Genomic DNA, 19,105 nt, shown 5'->3' on the forward strand with positions numbered 1-19,105 from the left:
TGCCGCAGCATGCTCCGAAGCCGGCGTTCCGAGAATTTGTATTTACCAACACCAGCGTTCGGCTATCCTGAACGCCGTTTCTCCCAGCGAGCGCCCTCATGCACTTCGATCTGGCCGATCTGCGCCTCTTCATTCACATCGCCGAATCTCCCAGCCTGACCCAGGGCGCGCGTCGTGCGCATCTCTCGCCAGCAGCCGCCAGCGCACGGATCAAAGCCCTGGAAAGCCAACTCGACAGCCGCCTGCTGTACCGCGACAGCCGCGGCGTGGAGCTGACGCCGGCAGGCAACCGGTTGCTGCAGCACGCGCGGCTGATCATGCGCCAGGTCGATTACCTGAAAAGCGAATTCACCGAATACGGCGCGGACAATGCCGGGCACATCCGCATCTTCGCCAACACCACGGCGGTAACCGAGTTCCTGCCCGAGGTGCTGGCGGGCTTCCTGGCCCAGCGCCCCGGCGTTACCGTCGATCTGCAGGAACGCCTCAGTCGTGACATCGTCCGCGGCGTGCTCGATGGCAGCACGGACATGGGCATCATCGCCGGCCCGGTACGGGCACAAGGCCTGCAGGTGCTGCACTTCAGCACCGATCGCCTACTGCTGGCAGTGCCAGTCGGCCATCCGCTGGCGACCGAAAAGCGCGTCAGCCTGCGCCAGACGCTGGCCTACCAGCACATCGGCCTACACGAGGGCAGCACCCTGCTGACTTTTCTGCGCAACCAGGTAGAAAAGCTCGGTGGCAACCTGTCGCTGCGCATTCAGTTGTCCAGCTTCGAGGCGGTGTGCCGGATGATCGAGGCCGGCGTCGGCATCGGCATCATTCCCGAGTCCGCCGCGATCAGGCATAGCCGCACGATGCAGCTGGCGACGGTGGAGCTGGACGAGCCCTGGGCGGTGCGCGAACGCAGCATTCTGGTGCGCGATCTGGAGGCGTTGCCGGGTAGCGTTCGCGCCCTGATCGCAACGCTCCTACCGGGACAAAACGGAAAGCTTGAGCCAAGCTGAACGCTTATATGGACAGAGCCGCTCAGCCGTGACGGCTTATTTGGTCCTGGAGTCGGCACGTTAAGGCAGCGAGCCGCGCTGGCACGCTCCACTGGAGATTGCCGGTCGTTTTGAATCCTCAACGCAAACTGCTGCCCAAACCGCATACGCTGAACGCAACGGTGAGGCAGGTTGTCACCCGTTCTGGATGCTTTAACGGTTAGCCGCTTCTAGTCGATCGGCTCGTCACCCCAGACCATTTGCATAAGGTTGTTCGCCATGACGTCGTTATTAGCCCCCATCAGTTCACTGCTGGGTGGCGTTGCATTACTACTGCTCGGCCACGGCTTGCTGAATACGCTGCTAACGCTTCGCGGCATCGCCGAGGGTTACTCCACCGGGATGATCGGCTTGCTGATGTCGGGTTACTTCGCTGGCTTTCTCGTCGGCACCTGGCTCGCTCCATCATTGATCCGACGTGTCGGCCATATCCGCACCTTCGCTTTTTACGCCGCACTGGCAGCGATCGCCGTGTTGCTGCACGTGATGATCGTCAACCCCTGGGTGTGGCTGATGTTGCGCGTACTTTACGGTGTGGCGCTGGTCACGCTGTACATGGTCATCGAGAGTTGGCTCAACGCCCAGGTCAGCGGTGAAAAACGTGGCCAGGTATTCGCTCTGTACATGGCAGTCAACCTCGGCTCGCTGGCCGCTGCTCAGCAATTGCTGAGCCTCGATAGCCCGATGAATTTCACCCTGTTCGCGCTGGCCGCCATTCTCATCTGCGCCGCGCTGATGCCGATCACGCTGACCCGCCAGGCGCAGCCCGCACAGCCCGACATGCCGGCGACCGACCTGCTGCAACTGGCTCGCATCGCGCCGCTCCCCTTGATGGCTGCAGGAATTTCGGGCCTGACTCTCGGCGGTTTCTGGGGGCTGGCGCCTGTCTACGCCTCGCAGAGCGGCTTCGATGCGTCCGGCGTGGGTCTGCTGATGAGCATCACCATTCTCGGCGGCGCCGTTCTGCAGTGGCCCATCGGGCTATTTTCCGACAAGCATGACCGTCGCCTGGTGATGCTCTGGGTCGTAGCGATCGCGGCGGTCCTTGGCGGCCTGATTACACCGCTGACATCCGGCCCGTTGTTGTTGGGCATGATGTTTCTCTGGGGCGGTCTGGCCTTCTCGATCTATTCCATCGCAGTGGCGCAGATGGTCGACCAGTTGCACCCGGACGAAATTCTGTCCGGCTCCAGCGGCCTGCTGTTGGCCAACGGTTTCGGCGCCGCCTTCGGTCCGGTGGTCGCCGGCGGCCTGATGAGCGTTCTCGGCCCCAAAGCCCTGCCGGTGTTCTTCGCCGTCACGCTGGCGTTTCTCGCCATCTATTCCTACTTCCGCTCTCGCCGGGTAATCGATCTGGTCACCGAGCCGCATGGCCACTTCACGCCGATGCTGCGTACCAGCCATACGGTGCTTGAGTTGATGCCCGATACGCCTGAAGGCGATAGCACGGAAACCCCGGCCACCGAGCCGGAAGCCGACGACGGCGTGCCCAACGATACGATTATTGAGCAGCGCACGGGCACGCACTGACACGTCTGAACGGCGTCTGATTGCCGCTAGAAATCCACCTTGCCGCGCCCTGCCTTGATCGCGGCGCGTTTGCTCTTACCCTCGAGGCGGCGTTTTTTCGAACCCAGGGTCGGACGTGTCGGGCGCCGCGTCTTTTCGACTTTCGCCACGCTGCGAATCAGTTCGGCCAGCCGCTCTAGCGCATCGGCGCGGTTCTGCTCCTGAGTGCGGTATTGCTGGGCCTTGATCACGATCACGCCGTCGCTGGTGATGCGGCTGTCACGCAGTGCCAGCAAGCGTTCCTTATAGAACGCTGGCAATGAGGACGCGTTGATATCGAAGCGCAGATGCAGCGCGCTGGAGACCTTGTTGACGTTCTGGCCGCCAGCACCTTGGGCGCGAATAGCGGTCAGCTCGATCTCGCTGTCAGGTAGCTGCACGCTATTGGATATCTCGAGCATCGGCCCTTCATGAATCAAAAATGAAAAAGCATTGTCCACGAGCCGGGCGGCGTGGACACGTTTTTATATGATTTCGAGCCGCTACAGGCGAGTCGGTTCGGCTACTGTAGTCCGCTTGCAATAGATGGATTTCTGCATGGACTCGATTACACAGGCCCTTCTCGGCGCGACTGTTCAGGCATCTGTGCTCGGCCGCTGGCAAGGCCGCAAAGCCCTGCTGTACGGCGCGATACTCGGTACCCTGCCCGACCTCGACGTCGTGATCGACTACGGCGACGCAGTCGCCGACATGACCTATCACCGCGGCTTCAGTCATTCGCTGTTCGTGCTCAGCCTGCTTGCCGTAGCGCTGACCTGGCTGGCGCGACGAATACGGCCGAACCCGAATTACACCGGCATGCGGCTGTTTTTCGCGCTCTGGCTGGTGCTGATAACCCACGTCCTGCTGGATGCGTTCACCAGTTACGGTACTCAACTGTTCTGGCCCCTCACACCGTCCCCGGCGGCCTGGTCCAGCGTCTTCATCATCGACCCTTTGTACAGCGTGCCTTTGCTGCTTGCTGTGCTTGCCAGAACCATATTCGGCTTGCAGGGGCGCCGTGTCCGCGGGCCGGCGTTCGCACTGATCGTGTCATCGCTGTATCTGGGGTTCACCCTGGCGGGCAAGCAGATGGCCGAGCGGCAAGTCGAGACCGCGATGGCCAGCAACGGCATCGAGAACGCACGGATATTCACCACGCCCACGCCCTTCAACAGCCTCCTGTGGCGGGCCATTGTGGTGGACGGCGACGTCTACTACGAGACGTTGGTCAGTTGGTTCGACGAGACGCCACCGCAACTGGTGCGCATCCAGCGCGGAGAACGCCTCGCTGCGCACCTCACGGAATCGCCGCAACACACCCGCTTGCAGTGGTTTACCGGAGGCGTGCTGCGCTATGACGAAATCGATGGCCAGATTCTGGTTACGGATCTGCGGCTCGGCATGACCGGCTTCCATCCCTTCCGCTTTGCCCTGGCCGAGCGCAACGGCGATGACTGGCAGCTGATCACGCATGTCGAGCGGCTGCCAGCCGAGCGTGGTGATATGGATCGCCTGAAGCAGATCTGGCAGCGCATCTGGCAACAAGAGCCGGGACTGCCGCTCGCCGAGTGGGCGGCCGATCTCAACGCGCGCTAGCCCGACGATTCTTGTGCCAACGGCCAAAACCATAGAGTAAGGCGCCAAGCGCCATCAACAATCCTGCTCGCAGCCAGGTGCCCGCGCCCTGCTGCGAAAGCAGCACCAGGCAGGAGCCGATTGCCAATATCGGCAGTAGCGTCGGCGTACGGAAGTGCGGCGCGGCTACGTGATCCCTGCGCAGCACCAACACCGCCACGTTGGTGCTCATGAACACGAACAGCAGCAACAGCACCACGGTTTCGGCGAGCGCCGCCAGCGTACCGGTCACGGTCAGAATCATCGCCAGCAAGGTGGTGACGATGATCGCCAGCCAGGGCGTACGCCGCTCGGGCAGCACGCGAGTCAACACTGACGGCAACAGTCCCTCATCGGCCATGCCGTAGGCCAGGCGGCTGGACATAATCATGGTCAGCAGCGCGCCATTGGCCACCGCCACCAGCGCCACGGCAGCGAACAGCCAGTCCGGTATGGCATAGCCGGTCGCGCGTACGACCTCCAACAAGGGCGCGGAAGATTCGGCCAGCGTCGCCGGGGAAAGGATGGCCGTTGCCGCGACGCCGACGCCCACATAGACCAGCCCGGCCACCAGCAGCGCACCGAACAAAGCGCGCGGGTAGTTGCGCCGGATATCCTTGACCTCTTCGGCAACGTTGGCCGAAACCTCGAAGCCGACGAAGGAATAGAAGGCAATCAGCGCCGCTCCCAGCACGGCGATAGCCGGCGACACGCCTGGCGTGAACTCCATCACTCGCGCCGGCTCGCCCTGTCCGCTAAGAAGAAAGCGCGCAGCCAGCACGATGACGAACAGCAGGCCCGAGACTTCGATGACGGTCATCACCGCATTGGCGCCGAGGGATTCCTTGATGCCGCGCGCATTGAGCAATGCGACGACCGTCAGAAAGACCAGAGCGGTGGGCACCGCCGGGGTGTCCAGAAAGGCGCCGAGATAATCGCCGGCAAACGCCAGCGACAGCCCGGCCGCGCTGGTCACGCCAGCAGCCAGCATGCAGAACCCCACGAGAAAAGAGATCAGTGGCTTGCCGAACGCACGCTCAGCGAACACGGCGGCGCCACCGGCTTTGGGGTATTTGGTGACCAGCTCGGCGTAGGACGCCGCGGTCAACATCGCAAAGCCCAACGCAACCAGCAACGGCACCCAGACCGCGCCGCCCGCCTCGCCGGCAATCTTGCCCACTAATGCATAGACACCGGCGCCCAGCACATCGCCAAGGATGAACAGGAACAGCGCCGGCCCGGTAATCGCCCGCTTCAGCCGGGATTCGCCTGCAACGAATGCGGTGGTTTTCATCGGCGGGTCGCTCCCGGAACGGGAAGGGCGTTAACGAGCGACGGGGTGTTCAATCGAGCATCTCCACAGCGTGCGGCGACGGCCGCGTTTCTTTCTAGAGCGGTGGAGGCTCAATGGAGTTCAGCGCCAGATACGACAAAGCCCCGGCGGGCCGGGGCTTCAGTGCGGCAAGCGGGCGGGATCAGGTGCGGAAACGCGCCACCAGCCCCTGCAATTCGACGCCCAGGCGCGCCAGTTCCGCACTCGACGCGGCGGTCTGCTCGCTGCCGCTGGCGCTCTGCTCACCGATGTCGCGCACTCGCGTCACGCTCTCGGAGATATTTTCCGCGACGGCGCTCTGCTCTTCGGCAGCGGCGGCGATCTGTTGATTCATCTGCTCGATGGTCGATACCGACTCGGTGATGCGTTCGAGTGCGGTACCGGCTTCGCTGGCCAGATCAACCGTGCGCTGGGTCAGCTCACGGCTGGTCTGCATCTGCTCGACAGCATTTTGCGCAACCCGCTGCAGATTGCCGATCAGGCCTTCGATTTCTTCGGTGGAATCGTGGGTGCGGCGCGCCAGCGCGCGCACTTCATCGGCCACCACCGCAAAGCCGCGGCCCTGCTCACCAGCGCGAGCCGCTTCGATGGCAGCGTTGAGTGCAAGCAGGTTGGTCTGTTCAGCAACCGCGCGAATCACCTCCAGCACGCTACCGATGCGTCCACTTTCAGTATTCAGCTCTTCGATGGCGTGAGCCGACTGCTCTACTTCGCCGGATAGGCTGTCGATCTGGCCGATGGCTTCCTTGACAACCAGGTCGCCCTGACGGGCCTGCTGATCCGCTTGGCGAGCAGCGTTAGATGCCTGCTCGGCGTTCTGCGCGACTTCCTGCACGGTTGCGGCCATCTCATGCATAGCGGTCGCGACCTGATCGGTCTCCTCACGTTGCTTCTGTACACCAACGCTGGTTTGCGCGGTGACGGCCGACAGCTGCTCGGCGGCAGCGGCAATCTGCCCTACGCCGCCGCCGATGCGACCGATCAAGGTACGCAGGCTTTCGGTCATGCCAAACATGGCCTGCTGCAACTGCCCAAGCTCATCACGACGAGTGACCTTCTGCGATTGGGTGAGGTCGCCATCTGCCACCCGCTGCGCCAGCTGCACGGTATAACGCAGCGGCACAACGACCATGCGGGAAATCGCCGTGGCCGCTCCCAAGCCGATGATGACAGCCAAGGTCGTGATGACCGCGAGTAGCCAGTAGGCGCTGCTGCGCTGGCTCTGCATCGCCTGGTTGGCGGCCGCTAGCGCCTGGTTGGCGGTATCCAGTATCCGCTGTGCCTGACCGACCATGGCCTCTTCCAGGGCGACCCGCTCCAAGCGATAACGCTGAAACTCGCCGAAGGCTTGTTCGTAGATGGCAAGCGCGGCTAGCGCGCCGTCCATGGTGGCTTTCTGTTCGTCGTTGATCCAGGTCTTCAGACTGGTGCCAATGGTAGTGACATCGCCATAGGCCTCGTTCCAGGCGTCCTTGGCTTCCTGGGAGCTGTCGCTGATGAACAGGTTTTCGAAGGTGCGCAGATCGAGGATGCGCTTGGTCAGGCCCGATGCCGCCTCGGCTATCGTCAACGGATCACTGCCCTTGAGGTGATCGCCCTCGAGTCGCAGGACGCGAACCGCGTCGTACATGTCCAGTTCGATGTATTCGAATTCTTCACGGCTGGTCTGCGCGGCATCGGCCATGCGCTTGCGCAGCTCCACGCCTTTGCTAATCAGTACGCCATAGTCGGCAAACTGTCGGGCATAGATCGCTGCGTCACTTCGGATCTGCTCCAGCACCGCCTGTTCCTCAGCGCTAGAGACTTTGGCGAGATCGTCCAGGTCCCTGTTGAGCTGGTCCAGGCTATCGCGCAGCGCAGCAGCCGAAGCGTCGCTGCGGGTCAGGGCGTAATCGCGCTCCTGACCGCGCGCGTCGAGAATTGCGGCGTTAATGGCCGCCAGCTGATCCGTCTGGGAAGAGCGGGTCAGGATCGAATCCACGGCAAAGAAGCCGGTCCCGGCGACTCCCAGGGTCAGCAACAGCACCATGGCGAAGCCGAGCAACAGCTTCTTGCCCACGGAGAGGTTGGCGAATATGTCGACAGACTGCATCAGAAATCCTTTGGAAGATAAGCGCACGTCATGGAGTCGGCCGATGCTGGCCAAAGTTGAGCGCAAAAACGGGGCAATTTAAACAAGTTGCAATGGCTATTTGCCAGCGATCATTCCAAAGAATCGAACAGAACGCACAGCGAAACGGAAAGCGCGACTCAATGCTGCTGCAAATGTCCGTAAAGCTTGGCGTAGAGCCCTCCGTCGGCGATCAGCTGCTGATGGTCGCCCTGTTCGGCGATACGCCCGCCATCGAATACCAGTACCCGATCGGCCTGCTTAACCGCCGAAAGCCGGTGGGCAATGATCAGCGTCGTGCGGCCCTGAAGGAAACGGCTCAGCCCTTGATGCAGCGCATACTCGGTAGCGGCGTCCAGGGCGGACGTCGCCTCGTCGAGAATCACCACCTTGGGTTCGGCCAAGACCATTCGCGCCACCGCCAGCCGCTGCCGCTGGCCACCCGACAGGCGCACCCCGGACCGACCGACAACACTGTCGAGCCCCGCCGGTAACTGGCGAATGGTCTCGGCCAGTTGCGCGATCTCCAGCGCCTGCCAGCAGGCCTGATCATCGCGCTCGCGGCCCATCAGCAGATTGGCGCGCACGGTGTCGTTGAACAGCGCGGGATGCTGCAGCACCACGGCAACGTTGTCGCGAACCGTGCCGAGGCCAATGTCCTGCACATCGACCCCGGCGAAGCGAATCTGCCCCGCCTGCGGCTGATACAGGCCTAGCAGCAGCTGGACCAGCGTGCTTTTGCCTCCGCCGCTAGCTCCCACGATCGCAACCTTTTCGCCCGCCGCGATGGACAGATCCAGGCCCTCCAGCACCGGCTCGTCCTGATAGGAGAAACGCAGCCCGCGGACTTCGATATCCACCGTTTCCCGTCCCGCGAACGGGTCCTGCCCGCCGGCATATTGAGGCTCATCGGCACGCGCCAGCAGCTGGTTGATCCGGCTGAGCGCGCCACCGGCTGCATAGAAGGCGTATTGCAGATTCAGCAGTTGCTCCACCGGCCCGATCATGAACCACAGGTAGCTGAACACCGCGAGCATCTGCCCGATCGACAGGTCAGAGAACAGCACCGTGAGCATCGCCGCGGCGCGGAAGATATCTATGCCGAACTGGAACAGCAGACCGCTGGCACGGTTGGAGGCGTCGGTTCGCCACTGTGAGGCCACCGCGTAGTCACGTACCTCGCGAGCCCGCAGGCCCAGGCGGCCAAGGAAGAAACCCTGACGGTTGCCGGCACGCACTTCCTGGATCGCATCTAGAGTTTCAGTCAGCGCCTGGGTAAACAGCGAAGTGCTGTCGTTCTCCAGTTTTTTCAGGTGCTTGACGCGCTTGCCCAGTTGTACCGTCGCGTAGATCACCAGCGGGTTGAACAACAGGATCAGCAGTGCCAACTGCCAATGCATCCAGACCAGAATCGCCGCCGTGCCGGCGATTGAAAGCAGTGCCACCAGGAGGCGGCTAAGGGTCTCGCCGATGAATTTATCGATGGTTTCCAGATCGGTGACCAAGTGCGCCGCAACCGTGCCGCCGCCGAGGCTTTCGTACTCGCTCAGGGCAATGCGCTTGAGCCGCTCGATCAAGCGGATACGGATGCGATAGACCAGATCCTTGGACAGCCGTGCAAACAGCCGGGCCTGCAAGACGTTGAAGATCAGTGCAAAGGCGCGCAGCAGCAGCGTTGCGCAGAGCATCAAGCCGATATAGCCGATCGCCGTCTCCCAGCCTGCGGGCAGCACCCGATCCATGACCTGTAAAGCCGTGTCGCCATGCCCCAGCAGCACCTCATCGACCAGCAGCGGCAGCAGCAACGGGATCGGCACGCTGCACAGCGTCGCCAGCACGGCCACCAGGTTAGCGAGGACCAGCGCCTTGCGATGACGCAGCGCGAGTCGACGGATCTCCGCCCAGCTGAGCTGATCAGGCACCGACATTGTGTTCCAGCCAGCGATTCAACAGAGGCGAAAGCGCAGCGAGGAGCTGATAGCCGTTGGTCAGCAGAGCGAGCTGGCCGTCGTGCTCGGCAAGCAAGGTAGGAAAGCCGGCGATACCCAGATTGCGTGCCCAGTCGAAGTCGGCGGCAGTGGCATCACGAACGGCTTGGGAATCGAAGCGGTCGGCGAACTCGCTGCGCGAGATGCCAGCCGCTTCGGCCAGTTCGACGAGTTCCGGTGGCAAAGTAACGTTTCGTCCTTCGACGTAAAACGCTCGCTGGATCAGCCCAGCGAGTTTCCAGTCAGCTTTAGCCTCGAAACCGCGCGCCGCAACCAGCGCGCGACAGGCCGGCTCCGTGTCGTACACCAGCCCGTCAGGCAAACCCGCCTCGAAGTTGAACGGCTGGCCGCTTGCCTCGTGGACCGCGTGCCAGTAGGACGCCGTGCGCTCGCGAGCCGGCTGATCCATCGCAGTGCGCTCCCGACGCAGGCCGCCGACGATTAGCTCGGCGCCGACGCCGCGCGCCTGCGCTTGCTCGATGAGCGCCTGCACCACCGGCGCAAAGCCCCAGCACCAGGAACACATCGGGTCCATCACATAGATCAATCGGGTGCTCATCTGGGCTCCGGTTCTCTCGGGGAGCGCGAACTGCGCACCATCATCTATCCAGGCAGCTTTGGCTACACACCCTGTTTGCGGTAGTTGTGACCGATCGGGTGCGGCTGGTTGCGCTTGAGCGCCAACTCGATCTGCTTCTGCCGCTCACGCGCACTGTGGCGAGTCTTCTCGCTCAGGGTATTCCAGCAATGCGGGCAGCTGATACCTGGAGCGTAGTGCTCCGATTGGCGGTCCTCCAGCGAGATCGGCGTGCGACAGGCATGGCACTGGTCGAAATCACCTTCGCTGAGGTCGTGACGCACGGTTACGCGGTTGTCGAAGACGAAGCAGTCGCCGCGCCAGCGCGTCTCGTCCTGCGGTACTTCTTCGAGGTATTTGAGGATGCCGCCCTTGAGGTGATAGACCTCCTCGAAGCCCTCGCCCAGCATGTAGCTCGACGCCTTCTCGCAGCGGATGCCACCGGTGCAGAACATCGCGACCTTCTTGTGCTTGGACGGATCGTAGTGCGCCTTGATGTAGTCGGGGAACTCGCGGAAGGATTTGGTCTGCGGATCGATCGCACCTTCGAAGGTGCCGATGGCCACCTCGTAATCGTTGCGGGTGTCGATCAGCAGGACTTCAGGATCATCGATCAGCGCGTTCCAGTCCTGCGGTTCGACATAGGTGCCGACGCGCTGGTTGGGATCGACGCCTGGCACGCCGAGGGTGACGATCTCTTTCTTCAGCTTGACCTTGGTGCGATAGAACGGCTGCTCCTCGCAATAAGATTCCTTGTGATCGATATCGGCCAGGCGCGCATCGGTGCCAAACCAGGCGAGTAGCGCGTCGATGCCTTCACGGCTACCGGAAACCGTGCCGTTAATGCCTTCTTCGGCGAGCAGCAGCGTGCCCTTGATGCCGTTGGCGTTGAGTGTTTCGAGCAGGGGCTCACGCAACGCGACGTAGTCCGGCAGCGAGACGAACTTGTACAGCGCCGCGACGACGATGTTCTGGGTCATGCGGGTTACTTCCTCCAGTGGTCACCCTCGTAAAGGGCGGACCGGGAATACGAAAACGACAACGCCGGCGTGAGCCGGCGCGGCGCGCATTCTATCAATAAACGAGCAATGGGCTTCAAGCGGCAGGCAGATGGCTACTTATGGCCACCGGCGCAGACAGGCGAGGCCGGCGCCGCGCCCTGCTCTGCCCATTCTTCAGGGGTATAGGTGTGCAACGCGAGGGCGTGTATTTGCTGCATCAGTTCGCCCATCGCGGCGTATGCCTTCTGATGGCGCTTGACCGCATTCAGCCCGGCGAACTGCTCGCTGACGATCACCGCCTTGTAGTGGGTTTCCTGCCCGCGGCTATGCATATGGCTTTCGTCCAGCACCTGCAGATACACGGGCTGCAGGGCCGATTGCAATGCGTTTTCGATGGTAAATAGTTTGGTCATGCCTGATGCACTCCCTCAAGGGTTCTTCTGGGTGTCGAGTTCGGCTGTCATTTCCGCCAGCAATTTATTCACCTGCGGCACAGCGCTTTCCAGCTTGGCCTGGGTTACTTGAGCCGAGCGCGCGTTGAGCTGCGGTAGCTGGGTGAGCATCTTCTTGCCTAACTCGGATTCGTAGAATTCGTTCAACTGCGTGAGTTCGGCTTCGCTGAAGGCCTCGGTGTACAACGCCACCAGTTCGGGCTTGACCTCCTTCCAGCCGATGGCCTTTTCAAGCGCAGCATCTGCCTTGGATTGGTAGCTTTCCAGCAGTGCCCGTTTGCTCTCGGGAGCCTGGGTCTGGGCGAAGCGCTCGGCGAACATCTGCTGCACCTGAGCGTAGACCGGCACCGCAATGCGATCGGCGTTGACCAGTTCGAGGAAGCGCTCGGCCTTAGCCGCATGGCTGGCACTGTCGGCGTTGGCCTGGCCGCTCAGCAGCGCCAGCGACAGGGCGCTGCACAGGCCGAGGGCCCGAAGCCCAGTGGTAGGAAAAGAGTGCATTGGATGTTCCTTGGCGAACGATAGATGAGCCTCAATGGACTCATTCTGCGCGCGGAGTTCCAATCGCTCAAGAAACAGCGAGCCAGCCGATTGAACCTGTGTCCTCGGCGGGCGACCTAACAGGAAGACCTCATCGATGGAGCACGGCATGACCCGCACCGAAACCGACAGCCTTGGCCCAGTGGAAGTCCCGGAACAGGCGTACTGGGGAGCGCAGACCCAGCGCTCGCTGAGCAACTTCGCCATCGGCGAACAACGCATGCCGCTTGCCGTGTGCCACGCGCTGGCACTGATCAAGAAAGCCGCCGCCCGGGTCAACGACCGTATCGGCGACTTGCCACCGGATATCGCGCGTCTGATCGAGCAGGCCGCCGATGAAATTCTGCACGGCCAGCACGACGATCAGTTCCCCTTGGTCGTCTGGCAGACAGGCAGCGGCACCCAGAGCAACATGAACGTCAACGAGGTGATCGCCGGCCGCGCCAATGAGCTGGCCGGCGGCACGCGTGGCGGCAAGAGCCCGGTCCACCCTAACGACCACGTAAACCGTGCGCAGAGTTCCAACGACTGCTTCCCGACCGCCATGCACATTGCCGTCGCCCGTGCAGTTCACCATGACTTGCTGCCGGCTATCGCCGAGCTGTCCGGAGGGATTGCCGAACAGGCTGCGCGACACAGCCAACTGGTCAAGACCGGGCGCACGCACATGATGGACGCCACGCCGGTGACCTTCGGCCAGGAACTGTCGGCTTTCGTCGCCCAGCTGGACATCGCCGAGCAGTCGATTCGTCACACGCTGCCCGCAGTATTCGAGCTGGCGCAGGGCGGCACGGCGGTGGGTACCGGCCTTAACGCGCCGCACGGTTTTGCCGAGGCGATTGCCGCCGAGCTGGCCGCGTTGTCCGGCCTGCCTTTCGTTTCCGCACCGAACAAATTCGCCGCGCTGTCCGGACATGAGCCGCTGGTCGCGCTCTCCGGCGCGCTGAAAACCCTCGCCACGGCGCTGATGAAGATCGCCAACGACCTGCGTCTGCTGGGTTCGGGCCCGCGCGGCGGCTTCGCCGAAGTGCGTCTGCCGGCCAACGAGCCGGGCAGCTCGATCATGCCAGGTAAGGTCAACCCGACCCAATGCGAGGCGTTGTCGATGCTGGCCTGTCAGGTGATGGGCAATGACGTGACGGTCGGTTTCGCCGCGAGCCAAGGTCATCTTCAGCTCAACGTGTTCAAGCCCGTGATCGTGCACAACCTGCTCGAATCGATCCGGCTGCTGGCCGACGGTTGTCGCAACTTCAATACGCATTGCATCGTCGGCATGGAGCCGGACACCGCGCGCATGGCCGAGCATCTGGAGCGTGGATTGATGCTGGTGACCGCGCTGAATCCGCATATCGGTTATGACAAGGCTGCGGAGATCGCCAAGAAGGCATACGCCGAGGGCTCCACGTTGCGCGAAGCAGCATTGGAACTCGGCTATCTCACCGATGAAGAGTTCGATCAGTGGGTACGGCCGGAAACCATGCTGGAATCCAGCCGCAGCTGAGTGGGACGGTGGGCTGAAGCCCACCCTACGGCACTGAAGCCCACCCTACGGGTTCAGTTTCGGGTGGGCTCCACTTGTAGGGTGGGCTTCAGCCCACCAAATACGCAGCCGCGCGTTCCCTTGAAACGTGCCGCTGCGTTCAACGCACCGCTTCGAACAGCCCTGACGCCCCCATGCCCCCGCCAACACACATGGTCACCACCCCATAACGCAGGTTGCGCCGCTGCAGCTCACGAATCAGATGCCCAGCGGTACGCGATCCGGTCATGCCGAACGGGTGGCCGATGGAAATCGAGCCGCCGTTGACGTTGAATTTCTCGTTGTCGATTTCCAGCGTGTCGCGGCAATACAGACACTGCGACGCGAAGGCCTCGTTCAGCTCCCACAGGTCGATGTCGCTGACCTGCAATCCCTTGGCCTTGAGCAGGCGCGGCACCGAGAAGACCGGGCCGATGCCCATTTCTTCCGGCTCGCAGCCGGCCACGGTGAAACCACGGAAGAACGCGCGTGGCTTGAGGCCCAGTTCGAGGGCCTTGTCCAGGCTCATCACCAGCGTCATCGAGGCGCCATCGGACAGTTGCGAGGCGTTGCCGGCGGTGACCGAGCCGTCTTCCGCGAATACCGGCTTGAGGCCCGAAAGGCTTTCCAGCGTGGTGTCGGGGCGGTTGCAGTCATCACGGTCCACCACACCTTCGTGCTCGGTGCGCTCGCCGGTAGCCTTGTCCTCAGTGAAATAACGGACATTCATCGGCACGATTTCGTCCTGGAACAGGCCCTCGGCCTGGGCCCGTGCGGTGCGTTGCTGGCTCTGCAGCGAATAGATGTCCTGCTGTTCGCGGGTCACGTTGTAGCGGCGCGCCACCAGCTCGGCGGTCTGGCCCATGGTGTGATAGATGCCCGGCACCCGCTCCTGAATGATCGGGTTGTAGAGGTTATCGGTGTTCTTGCTCTTGGCGGTCAGGGTGATGGATTCGACCCCACCGGCTACGATCACGTCGCTGCAGCCGGATGCGATTTGGTTGGCCGCGATGGTGATCGCCTGCAGGCCGGACGAGCAGAAGCGATTGAGCGTCATGCCCGCGCACTGAGTGCCCAGGTTCGACAGCACCGCGACGTTACGGCCGATGTTGTAACCCTGCGCGCCTTCGTTGGAGCCAGCTCCGACGATACAGTCCTCGACCAGCTTGGGGTCGAGACCGTTGCGCGCCAGTAGCGCGTTGACGCAATGGGCCGCCATGTCATCCGGCCGGGTCATGTTGAACTTGCCACGGAAGGACTTGGCCAGGCCGGTCCGTACGCTGTCTACGATCACTACTTCACGCATGGCATACCTCGAATGGTGTGGCGAGTCATGACCACCGCGACCCACCTGTTGACGATCAGCCGAGCATAGTTCCAGCCGTTCGCCGATGGCGACGACCATTCAGCAGGGATATGGTCGACCATCGTTCCGTCATTTTTCGCCGATGGCAGCCGCCAGCGCATCGTTGAGGGTACGCAGCACCTTGACCCTGGCGAAGCGCTTGTCGTTGGCCTCCACCAGCGTCCAGGGGGCGATCTCGGTGCTGGTGCGGTCGACCATATCCGCCACCGCGTGCCCGTAGTCTTCCCATTTGTCGCGGTTGCGCCAGTCTTCCTCGGTGATCTTGAACCGCTTGTGCGCGGTGTTTTCGCGCTCCTTGAAGCGCTCCAGCTGCGTTTCCTGGTCGATGGACAGCCAGAACTTGACCACCACCACGCCAGCGTCCACCAACTGCTCCTCAAAATCGTTGATCTCGGTGTAGGCACGCAGCCACTCATCCGGGCGGCAGAATCCTTCGACGCGTTCGACCAACACGCGGCCGTACCAGGAGCGATCGTAGATCACGAACTGGCCGCGCGCCGGTACGTTGCGCCAGAAGCGCCACAGCCAGGGTTGAGCACGCTCGTCCTCGCTGGGCGCCGCAACCTGAACCGTACGATACAGGCGTGGATCCAGCGCACCGGTGATACGGCGAATGGCGCTGCCCTTGCCTGCCGCATCGTGGCCTTCGAACAGCGCCAGCACGCCACGCTTGCGTAGGCGATGGTCGCGCAGCAGTTGGGACAGTCGCGCCTGCTCTTGAACTAATTGTTGCTTGTACTCGTCCTTTTCGAGCGTCTGGGTGAGATCGAGGCTGGCCAACAAGCTCATGCGGTCGGTGTGCAGCTCGACCGGGGCGGCGTGCGGCTGCACGGGCGGCTGTTCGGCGGCGTCCAACGCGGCCTTAAGCCCTTCGAGCAGCAACCGCCCAGCCGTCAGGCTGCGATAACGTTCGTCGCTGCCCTCGATCACATACCAGGGTGCGAAGTCCCGGCTGCTGCGGCGCAGGATCAATTCGCCGTATTTGACGAAGCGGTCGTAGGTCTTGGACTGTTGCCAATCCAGCGGGCTGATTCGCCAGCTGTGCAACGGATCGTCCTTCAGCGAATCCAGCCGCTTCATCATCTGCTTCTTGGACAGATGGAACCAGAACTTGAACACCAGCATGCCTTCCAGGCAGAGCATCCGCTCCAGACGCTGGGCGCGATCGATGGTCAACTCCAAATCGGCCTTTTTAGTACGACCGTGAACGCGATCCTCAAGCATCTTGCTGTACCAATTGCCGAAGAAGATGCCGGTCTGGCCCTTCGGCGGCAGGCGTCGCCAATAGCGCCAGGCCGGCGGATGCGAGAGTTCTTCATCGGTGGGCACGTCGAAGCTGTCGACGCGAATCAGCCGCGGGTCCATCCATTCACTGAGCAGCTTGATGGTCTCTCCCTTGCCGGCGCCCTCGATGCCATTGATCAGGATCAGCAACGGAAAACGCGCCTGCTCGCGTAACCGGTACTGCGCATCCAGCAAGGCCTGGCGCAGGGCCGGGACCTCGGCGTCATAGGTAGCCTTGTCGATGGTGTGGCCGATTTCTGCGGATTCGAACATCGTGTTCTCCAGAAAAATGACAGTGCGGCAACTCCAGCGGGCAGTGCACCGCATCGGGGCCGCATAAATAAGCGCTATGTCGATGCGACAAACAGCACCCACGGCAGGTTTCGCACCGCTGCTAGAATCGCCTCCTTTCGCGCCAGGAATCGCCTATGCCTTCTCAGCCCACCACCGGTTTCCAGCATGCCGAACTCGACTGGGACGAGAACGGCCAGCCGCAATCACGGCAGTACGGCGATGTGTATTTTTCGCGCGCTTCGGGCATGGATGAGACTGCTCACGTCTTCTTGCGACCCAACGCACTCGCCGAGCGATTTGCCTCGCTCGGTGCCGCGGAGCGGTTCGTCATCGGTGAAACGGGGTTCGGGACCGGGCTGAATTTCCTCTGCGCCTGGGCGTTGTTCGAGCGCACCGCGCCTGCAGCTGCACAGCTGCACTTCGTCAGCGTCGAAAAGCACCCGCTGACCCGTGACGACATGCAGCGCGCATTGGCGCTCTGGCCCGAGCTGCAATCCCTCGCGCGGCAACTGCTGAATCAATACGTGGCGGTCAATCAGGGTTTCCAGCAATTTCGTTTCGGCCGCGTGGTGCTAACCTTGCTGGTCGGCGATGCGCTCGATTGCCTCGGCAGCCTGGATGCGCAGGTCGATGCCTGGTTTCTCGATGGTTTCGCCCCAGCCAAGAATCCCGAGATGTGGCAACCCGAACTGTTCACTCAACTGGCGCGTCTGTCGGCGGCCGGCGCGACCCTGGCGACGTTCACCAGCGCCGGCAGCGTGCGCCGCGCATTGCTGGACGCAGGCTTCGAGGTCGAGCGGATTCCCGGCTTCGGCAAAAAATGGGAAAGCTTACGGGGCCGTTTTCTCGGCACGCCGCAGCCGGCCGGGACTCCCTGGTACGCCCGACCTGCGTTCAAACCGGAGCAGCGCAAGGCCTTGGTAATTGGCGCGGGGCTGGCCGGTTGCGCGACTGCGGCGAGCCTGGCAGCCCGTGGCTGGCAGGTGACGGTATTGGAGCGACACGGCGATGTCGCTCAGGAAGCATCCGGCAATCCCCAGGGCGTGCTCTACCTGAAGTTGTCTGCCCACGGCACCGCGCTCTCGCAGCTGGTGGTGAGCGGTTTCGGCTATACCCGCCGCCTGTTCGGCAGCCTGCAGAAAGGCCGTGACTGGGACAATTGCGGCGTGTTGCAAATCGGCTTCGACGACAAGGAACGCGCGCGCCAAGCCACGCTGCGCGATGTCTTTGCGCCCAGCCTGCTGCGCGCCTTGGAGCGCTCCGAGGCCGAGCAGTTGGCCGGTGTGGCGCTGGACAATGGCGGCCTGTTCTACCCCGAAGCCGGCTGGGCGCACCCGCCGGCGCTGTGCCGGTCGATGCTCGATCATCCCGCCATCGAGCTGATCCGGCATCGACAAGCTGTCGACCTGCGCCGCGTTGAGGGGCACTGGCAGGCGAGGGATGGCGATGAGTTGTTGGGCGAGGCGCCCGTGGCGATTCTGGCCGGTGCGGCCGACACCGCGCGATTCAGCCAGAGCGGCTGGCTGCCGCTCAAGCGCATTCGCGGCCAGGTCACTGGGTTGCCGGCGACCGAACCAAGCGCGGCATTACGTACCGTGCTTTGCGCCCAGGGCTATGTCGCCCCGCCACGCGACGGTCTTCACACGCTGGGTGCCAGTTTCAATTTCGCCGAGACCGACCCGGCCCCGAGCGAAGCGGAACATCGATCCAATCTGGATATGCTCAAGAATATTTCCGCCGACCTGCATCAGCGTCTGGAGGCCGAAACCCGCCCAATCGATGAATTGCACGGGCGCGTCGCGTTTCGCTGCACCAGCCCGGACTATATGCCGATCATCGGTCCGCTGGCCGATCCCGAACGATTCGCCAACGCCTATGCCGTGCTGGGCAAGGATGCCCGCCAAGTGCCGGACACAGCGTGTCCCTGGCTGGACGGGCTATACGTCAATACCGCCCACGGCTCGCGGGGGCTGATCACCACGCCGCTGTCCGGCGAACTGCTGGCCGCCTGGCTCGATGGCGAGCCGCTACCGCTGCCGCGCGCCATCGCCGAGGCCTGCCATCCGAATCGATTCTTGCTGCGCAAACTCATTCGGCGAACGGACTGAAGCGTCGAATCAATCGCGACGAAGGGGATCGTCCCAAAATGGACGATTCGCTTCGGTTTCGACATCGGCACGGCTCAGTCCGAGATCCTTAAGCATGTCGTCGTTCAGCGCGGCGAGCTGCCGACGCTGCCGATACAAGGCGTGCCAACGACCGAGCCGCTGCCAGTAAGTGAGCAGCAACGAGGCAAGTGACGCACTACGGCCGCGGGGCAAATACGAGGTCTTCAAAAACTCAGCATGGCTTTTCATCTGATGCACCTCCAAGTGGGATGGCATCAGTTTCCGGCCAGGATTATGATCAATCCAACGAATGTTTCTGATG

General features: G+C 62.6%; 16 protein-coding genes and 1 pseudogene. 5 read left to right on the forward strand and 12 right to left on the reverse strand.

All coding sequences use genetic code 11. The features are described from left to right. Nucleotides 1-98: 98 nt before the first annotated feature. Together GYM54_RS05560 and GYM54_RS05565 are read left to right on the forward strand one after the other, a co-directional pair. Nucleotides 99-1,007, forward strand: coding sequence for a LysR substrate-binding domain-containing protein (locus GYM54_RS05560; RefSeq protein WP_131650406.1), 909 nt, complete (start codon nucleotides 99-101; stop codon nucleotides 1,005-1,007). A gap of 258 nt (nucleotides 1,008-1,265) precedes the next feature. Beyond that, on the forward strand, nucleotides 1,266-2,576 hold the full coding sequence (locus GYM54_RS05565; protein WP_131650405.1) for an MFS transporter: 1,311 nt from the start codon (nucleotides 1,266-1,268) through the stop codon (nucleotides 2,574-2,576). Between the two features lie 26 nt (nucleotides 2,577-2,602). On the opposite strand, the gene arfB is transcribed toward GYM54_RS05565, so the two are convergent. Continuing rightward, on the reverse strand, nucleotides 2,603-3,016 hold the full coding sequence (gene arfB / locus GYM54_RS05570; protein ID WP_197445721.1) for an alternative ribosome rescue aminoacyl-tRNA hydrolase ArfB: 414 nt from the start codon (nucleotides 3,014-3,016) through the stop codon (nucleotides 2,603-2,605). A gap of 136 nt (nucleotides 3,017-3,152) precedes the next feature. On the opposite strand from arfB, the gene GYM54_RS05575 reads away from it, so the two are divergent. Further along, nucleotides 3,153-4,193 carry a metal-dependent hydrolase gene (locus GYM54_RS05575; RefSeq protein ID WP_197445720.1) on the forward strand — a complete coding sequence of 347 codons (1,041 nt, stop codon included), beginning with the start codon at nucleotides 3,153-3,155 and terminating at the stop codon, nucleotides 4,191-4,193. On the opposite strand, the gene GYM54_RS05580 is transcribed toward GYM54_RS05575, so the two are convergent. From GYM54_RS05580 to GYM54_RS05610, 8 genes and pseudogenes are all read right to left on the reverse strand, one after another. Then, nucleotides 4,180-5,505, reverse strand: coding sequence for an APC family permease (locus GYM54_RS05580; RefSeq protein ID WP_197445719.1), 1,326 nt, complete (start codon nucleotides 5,503-5,505; stop codon nucleotides 4,180-4,182). The genes GYM54_RS05575 and GYM54_RS05580 overlap by 14 nt on opposite strands. Before the next feature lie 181 nt (nucleotides 5,506-5,686). Continuing rightward, on the reverse strand, nucleotides 5,687-6,559 hold the full coding sequence (locus GYM54_RS21970) for a methyl-accepting chemotaxis protein (RefSeq protein WP_374105190.1): 873 nt from the start codon (nucleotides 6,557-6,559) through the stop codon (nucleotides 5,687-5,689). Next, nucleotides 6,545-7,636, reverse strand: a pseudogene (locus tag GYM54_RS21975) (HAMP domain-containing protein); the annotation flags it as partial. The pseudogene GYM54_RS21975 and the gene GYM54_RS21970, both read right to left, overlap by 15 nt. Before the next feature lie 158 nt (nucleotides 7,637-7,794). Continuing rightward, nucleotides 7,795-9,582, reverse strand: coding sequence for an ABC transporter ATP-binding protein (locus tag GYM54_RS05590; RefSeq protein WP_197445717.1), 1,788 nt, complete (start codon nucleotides 9,580-9,582; stop codon nucleotides 7,795-7,797). Next, nucleotides 9,569-10,201: a DsbA family protein gene (locus tag GYM54_RS05595; protein ID WP_197445716.1), complete on the reverse strand. Its 633-nt coding sequence runs from the start codon at nucleotides 10,199-10,201 to the stop codon at nucleotides 9,569-9,571. Before GYM54_RS05595 ends, GYM54_RS05590 begins: the two co-directional genes overlap by 14 nt. A 62-nt stretch (nucleotides 10,202-10,263) precedes the next feature. Continuing rightward, on the reverse strand, nucleotides 10,264-11,199 hold the full coding sequence (locus GYM54_RS05600) for a rhodanese-related sulfurtransferase (protein WP_131650399.1): 936 nt from the start codon (nucleotides 11,197-11,199) through the stop codon (nucleotides 10,264-10,266). Between the two features lie 134 nt (nucleotides 11,200-11,333). Then, nucleotides 11,334-11,633 (reverse strand): BolA family transcriptional regulator, encoded by a 300-nt coding sequence (locus GYM54_RS05605; protein WP_131650398.1) that lies wholly within the window; start codon nucleotides 11,631-11,633, stop codon nucleotides 11,334-11,336. Between the two features lie 15 nt (nucleotides 11,634-11,648). Then, nucleotides 11,649-12,173, reverse strand: coding sequence for a DUF2059 domain-containing protein (locus GYM54_RS05610; protein ID WP_181101307.1), 525 nt, complete (start codon nucleotides 12,171-12,173; stop codon nucleotides 11,649-11,651). A 148-nt stretch (nucleotides 12,174-12,321) separates the two neighbouring features. Here GYM54_RS05610 and GYM54_RS05615 point away from each other — a divergent pair, with 148 nt between their 5' ends. Beyond that, on the forward strand, nucleotides 12,322-13,713 hold the full coding sequence (locus tag GYM54_RS05615; protein ID WP_131650396.1) for a class II fumarate hydratase: 1,392 nt from the start codon (nucleotides 12,322-12,324) through the stop codon (nucleotides 13,711-13,713). 139 nt (nucleotides 13,714-13,852) lie between these two features. Here GYM54_RS05615 and GYM54_RS05620 read toward each other — a convergent pair whose 3' ends face one another. Together GYM54_RS05620 and pap are read right to left on the reverse strand one after the other, a co-directional pair. After that, nucleotides 13,853-15,037, reverse strand: coding sequence for a thiolase family protein (locus GYM54_RS05620; protein WP_197445715.1), 1,185 nt, complete (start codon nucleotides 15,035-15,037; stop codon nucleotides 13,853-13,855). A 129-nt stretch (nucleotides 15,038-15,166) separates the two neighbouring features. Continuing rightward, entirely contained in the window at nucleotides 15,167-16,654 is a 1,488-nt protein-coding gene (gene pap, locus GYM54_RS05625; RefSeq protein ID WP_197445714.1) for a polyphosphate:AMP phosphotransferase, read from the reverse strand. A 155-nt stretch (nucleotides 16,655-16,809) separates the two neighbouring features. Here pap and mnmC point away from each other — a divergent pair, with 155 nt between their 5' ends. Beyond that, entirely contained in the window at nucleotides 16,810-18,783 is a 1,974-nt protein-coding gene (gene mnmC, locus GYM54_RS05630) for a bifunctional tRNA (5-methylaminomethyl-2-thiouridine)(34)-methyltransferase MnmD/FAD-dependent 5-carboxymethylaminomethyl-2-thiouridine(34) oxidoreductase MnmC (RefSeq protein WP_197445713.1), read from the forward strand. Nucleotides 18,784-18,792: 9 nt separating this feature from the next. On the opposite strand, the gene GYM54_RS05635 is transcribed toward mnmC, so the two are convergent. Further along, nucleotides 18,793-19,032 carry a DUF1127 domain-containing protein gene (locus tag GYM54_RS05635; RefSeq protein ID WP_181101295.1) on the reverse strand — a complete coding sequence of 80 codons (240 nt, stop codon included), beginning with the start codon at nucleotides 19,030-19,032 and terminating at the stop codon, nucleotides 18,793-18,795. Nucleotides 19,033-19,105: the final 73 nt, after the last annotated feature.

The sequence above is a fragment of the Pseudomonas sp. MTM4 genome (assembly GCF_019355055.1).
In the GTDB taxonomy this organism is placed as follows: Bacteria; Pseudomonadota; Gammaproteobacteria; order Pseudomonadales; family Pseudomonadaceae; genus Stutzerimonas.

Bases quoted from the DNA above. Each gene is read 5' to 3' on its own strand.
- GYM54_RS05565 (WP_131650405.1), top strand. From the start codon at position 1,266: ATGACGTCGTTATTAGCCCCCATCAGTTCACTGCTGGGTGGCGTTGCA.
- GYM54_RS05600 (WP_131650399.1), bottom strand. From the start codon at position 11,199: ATGACCCAGAACATCGTCGTCGCGGCGCTGTACAAGTTCGTCTCGCTG.
- GYM54_RS05610 (WP_181101307.1), bottom strand. From the start codon at position 12,173: ATGCACTCTTTTCCTACCACTGGGCTTCGGGCCCTCGGCCTGTGCAGC.
- GYM54_RS21970 (WP_374105190.1), bottom strand. From the start codon at position 6,559: ATGTTTGGCATGACCGAAAGCCTGCGTACCTTGATCGGTCGCATCGGC.
- mnmC (WP_197445713.1), top strand. From the start codon at position 16,810: ATGCCTTCTCAGCCCACCACCGGTTTCCAGCATGCCGAACTCGACTGG.
- GYM54_RS05615 (WP_131650396.1), top strand. From the start codon at position 12,322: ATGACCCGCACCGAAACCGACAGCCTTGGCCCAGTGGAAGTCCCGGAA.
- GYM54_RS05635 (WP_181101295.1), bottom strand. From the start codon at position 19,032: ATGAAAAGCCATGCTGAGTTTTTGAAGACCTCGTATTTGCCCCGCGGC.
- GYM54_RS05595 (WP_197445716.1), bottom strand. From the start codon at position 10,201: ATGAGCACCCGATTGATCTATGTGATGGACCCGATGTGTTCCTGGTGC.
- GYM54_RS05560 (WP_131650406.1), top strand. From the start codon at position 99: ATGCACTTCGATCTGGCCGATCTGCGCCTCTTCATTCACATCGCCGAA.
- pap (WP_197445714.1), bottom strand. From the start codon at position 16,654: ATGTTCGAATCCGCAGAAATCGGCCACACCATCGACAAGGCTACCTAT.
- GYM54_RS05590 (WP_197445717.1), bottom strand. From the start codon at position 9,582: ATGTCGGTGCCTGATCAGCTCAGCTGGGCGGAGATCCGTCGACTCGCG.
- GYM54_RS05605 (WP_131650398.1), bottom strand. From the start codon at position 11,633: ATGACCAAACTATTTACCATCGAAAACGCATTGCAATCGGCCCTGCAG.
- GYM54_RS05580 (WP_197445719.1), bottom strand. From the start codon at position 5,505: ATGAAAACCACCGCATTCGTTGCAGGCGAATCCCGGCTGAAGCGGGCG.
- GYM54_RS05575 (WP_197445720.1), top strand. From the start codon at position 3,153: ATGGACTCGATTACACAGGCCCTTCTCGGCGCGACTGTTCAGGCATCT.
- GYM54_RS05620 (WP_197445715.1), bottom strand. From the start codon at position 15,037: ATGCGTGAAGTAGTGATCGTAGACAGCGTACGGACCGGCCTGGCCAAG.
- arfB (WP_197445721.1), bottom strand. From the start codon at position 3,016: ATGCTCGAGATATCCAATAGCGTGCAGCTACCTGACAGCGAGATCGAG.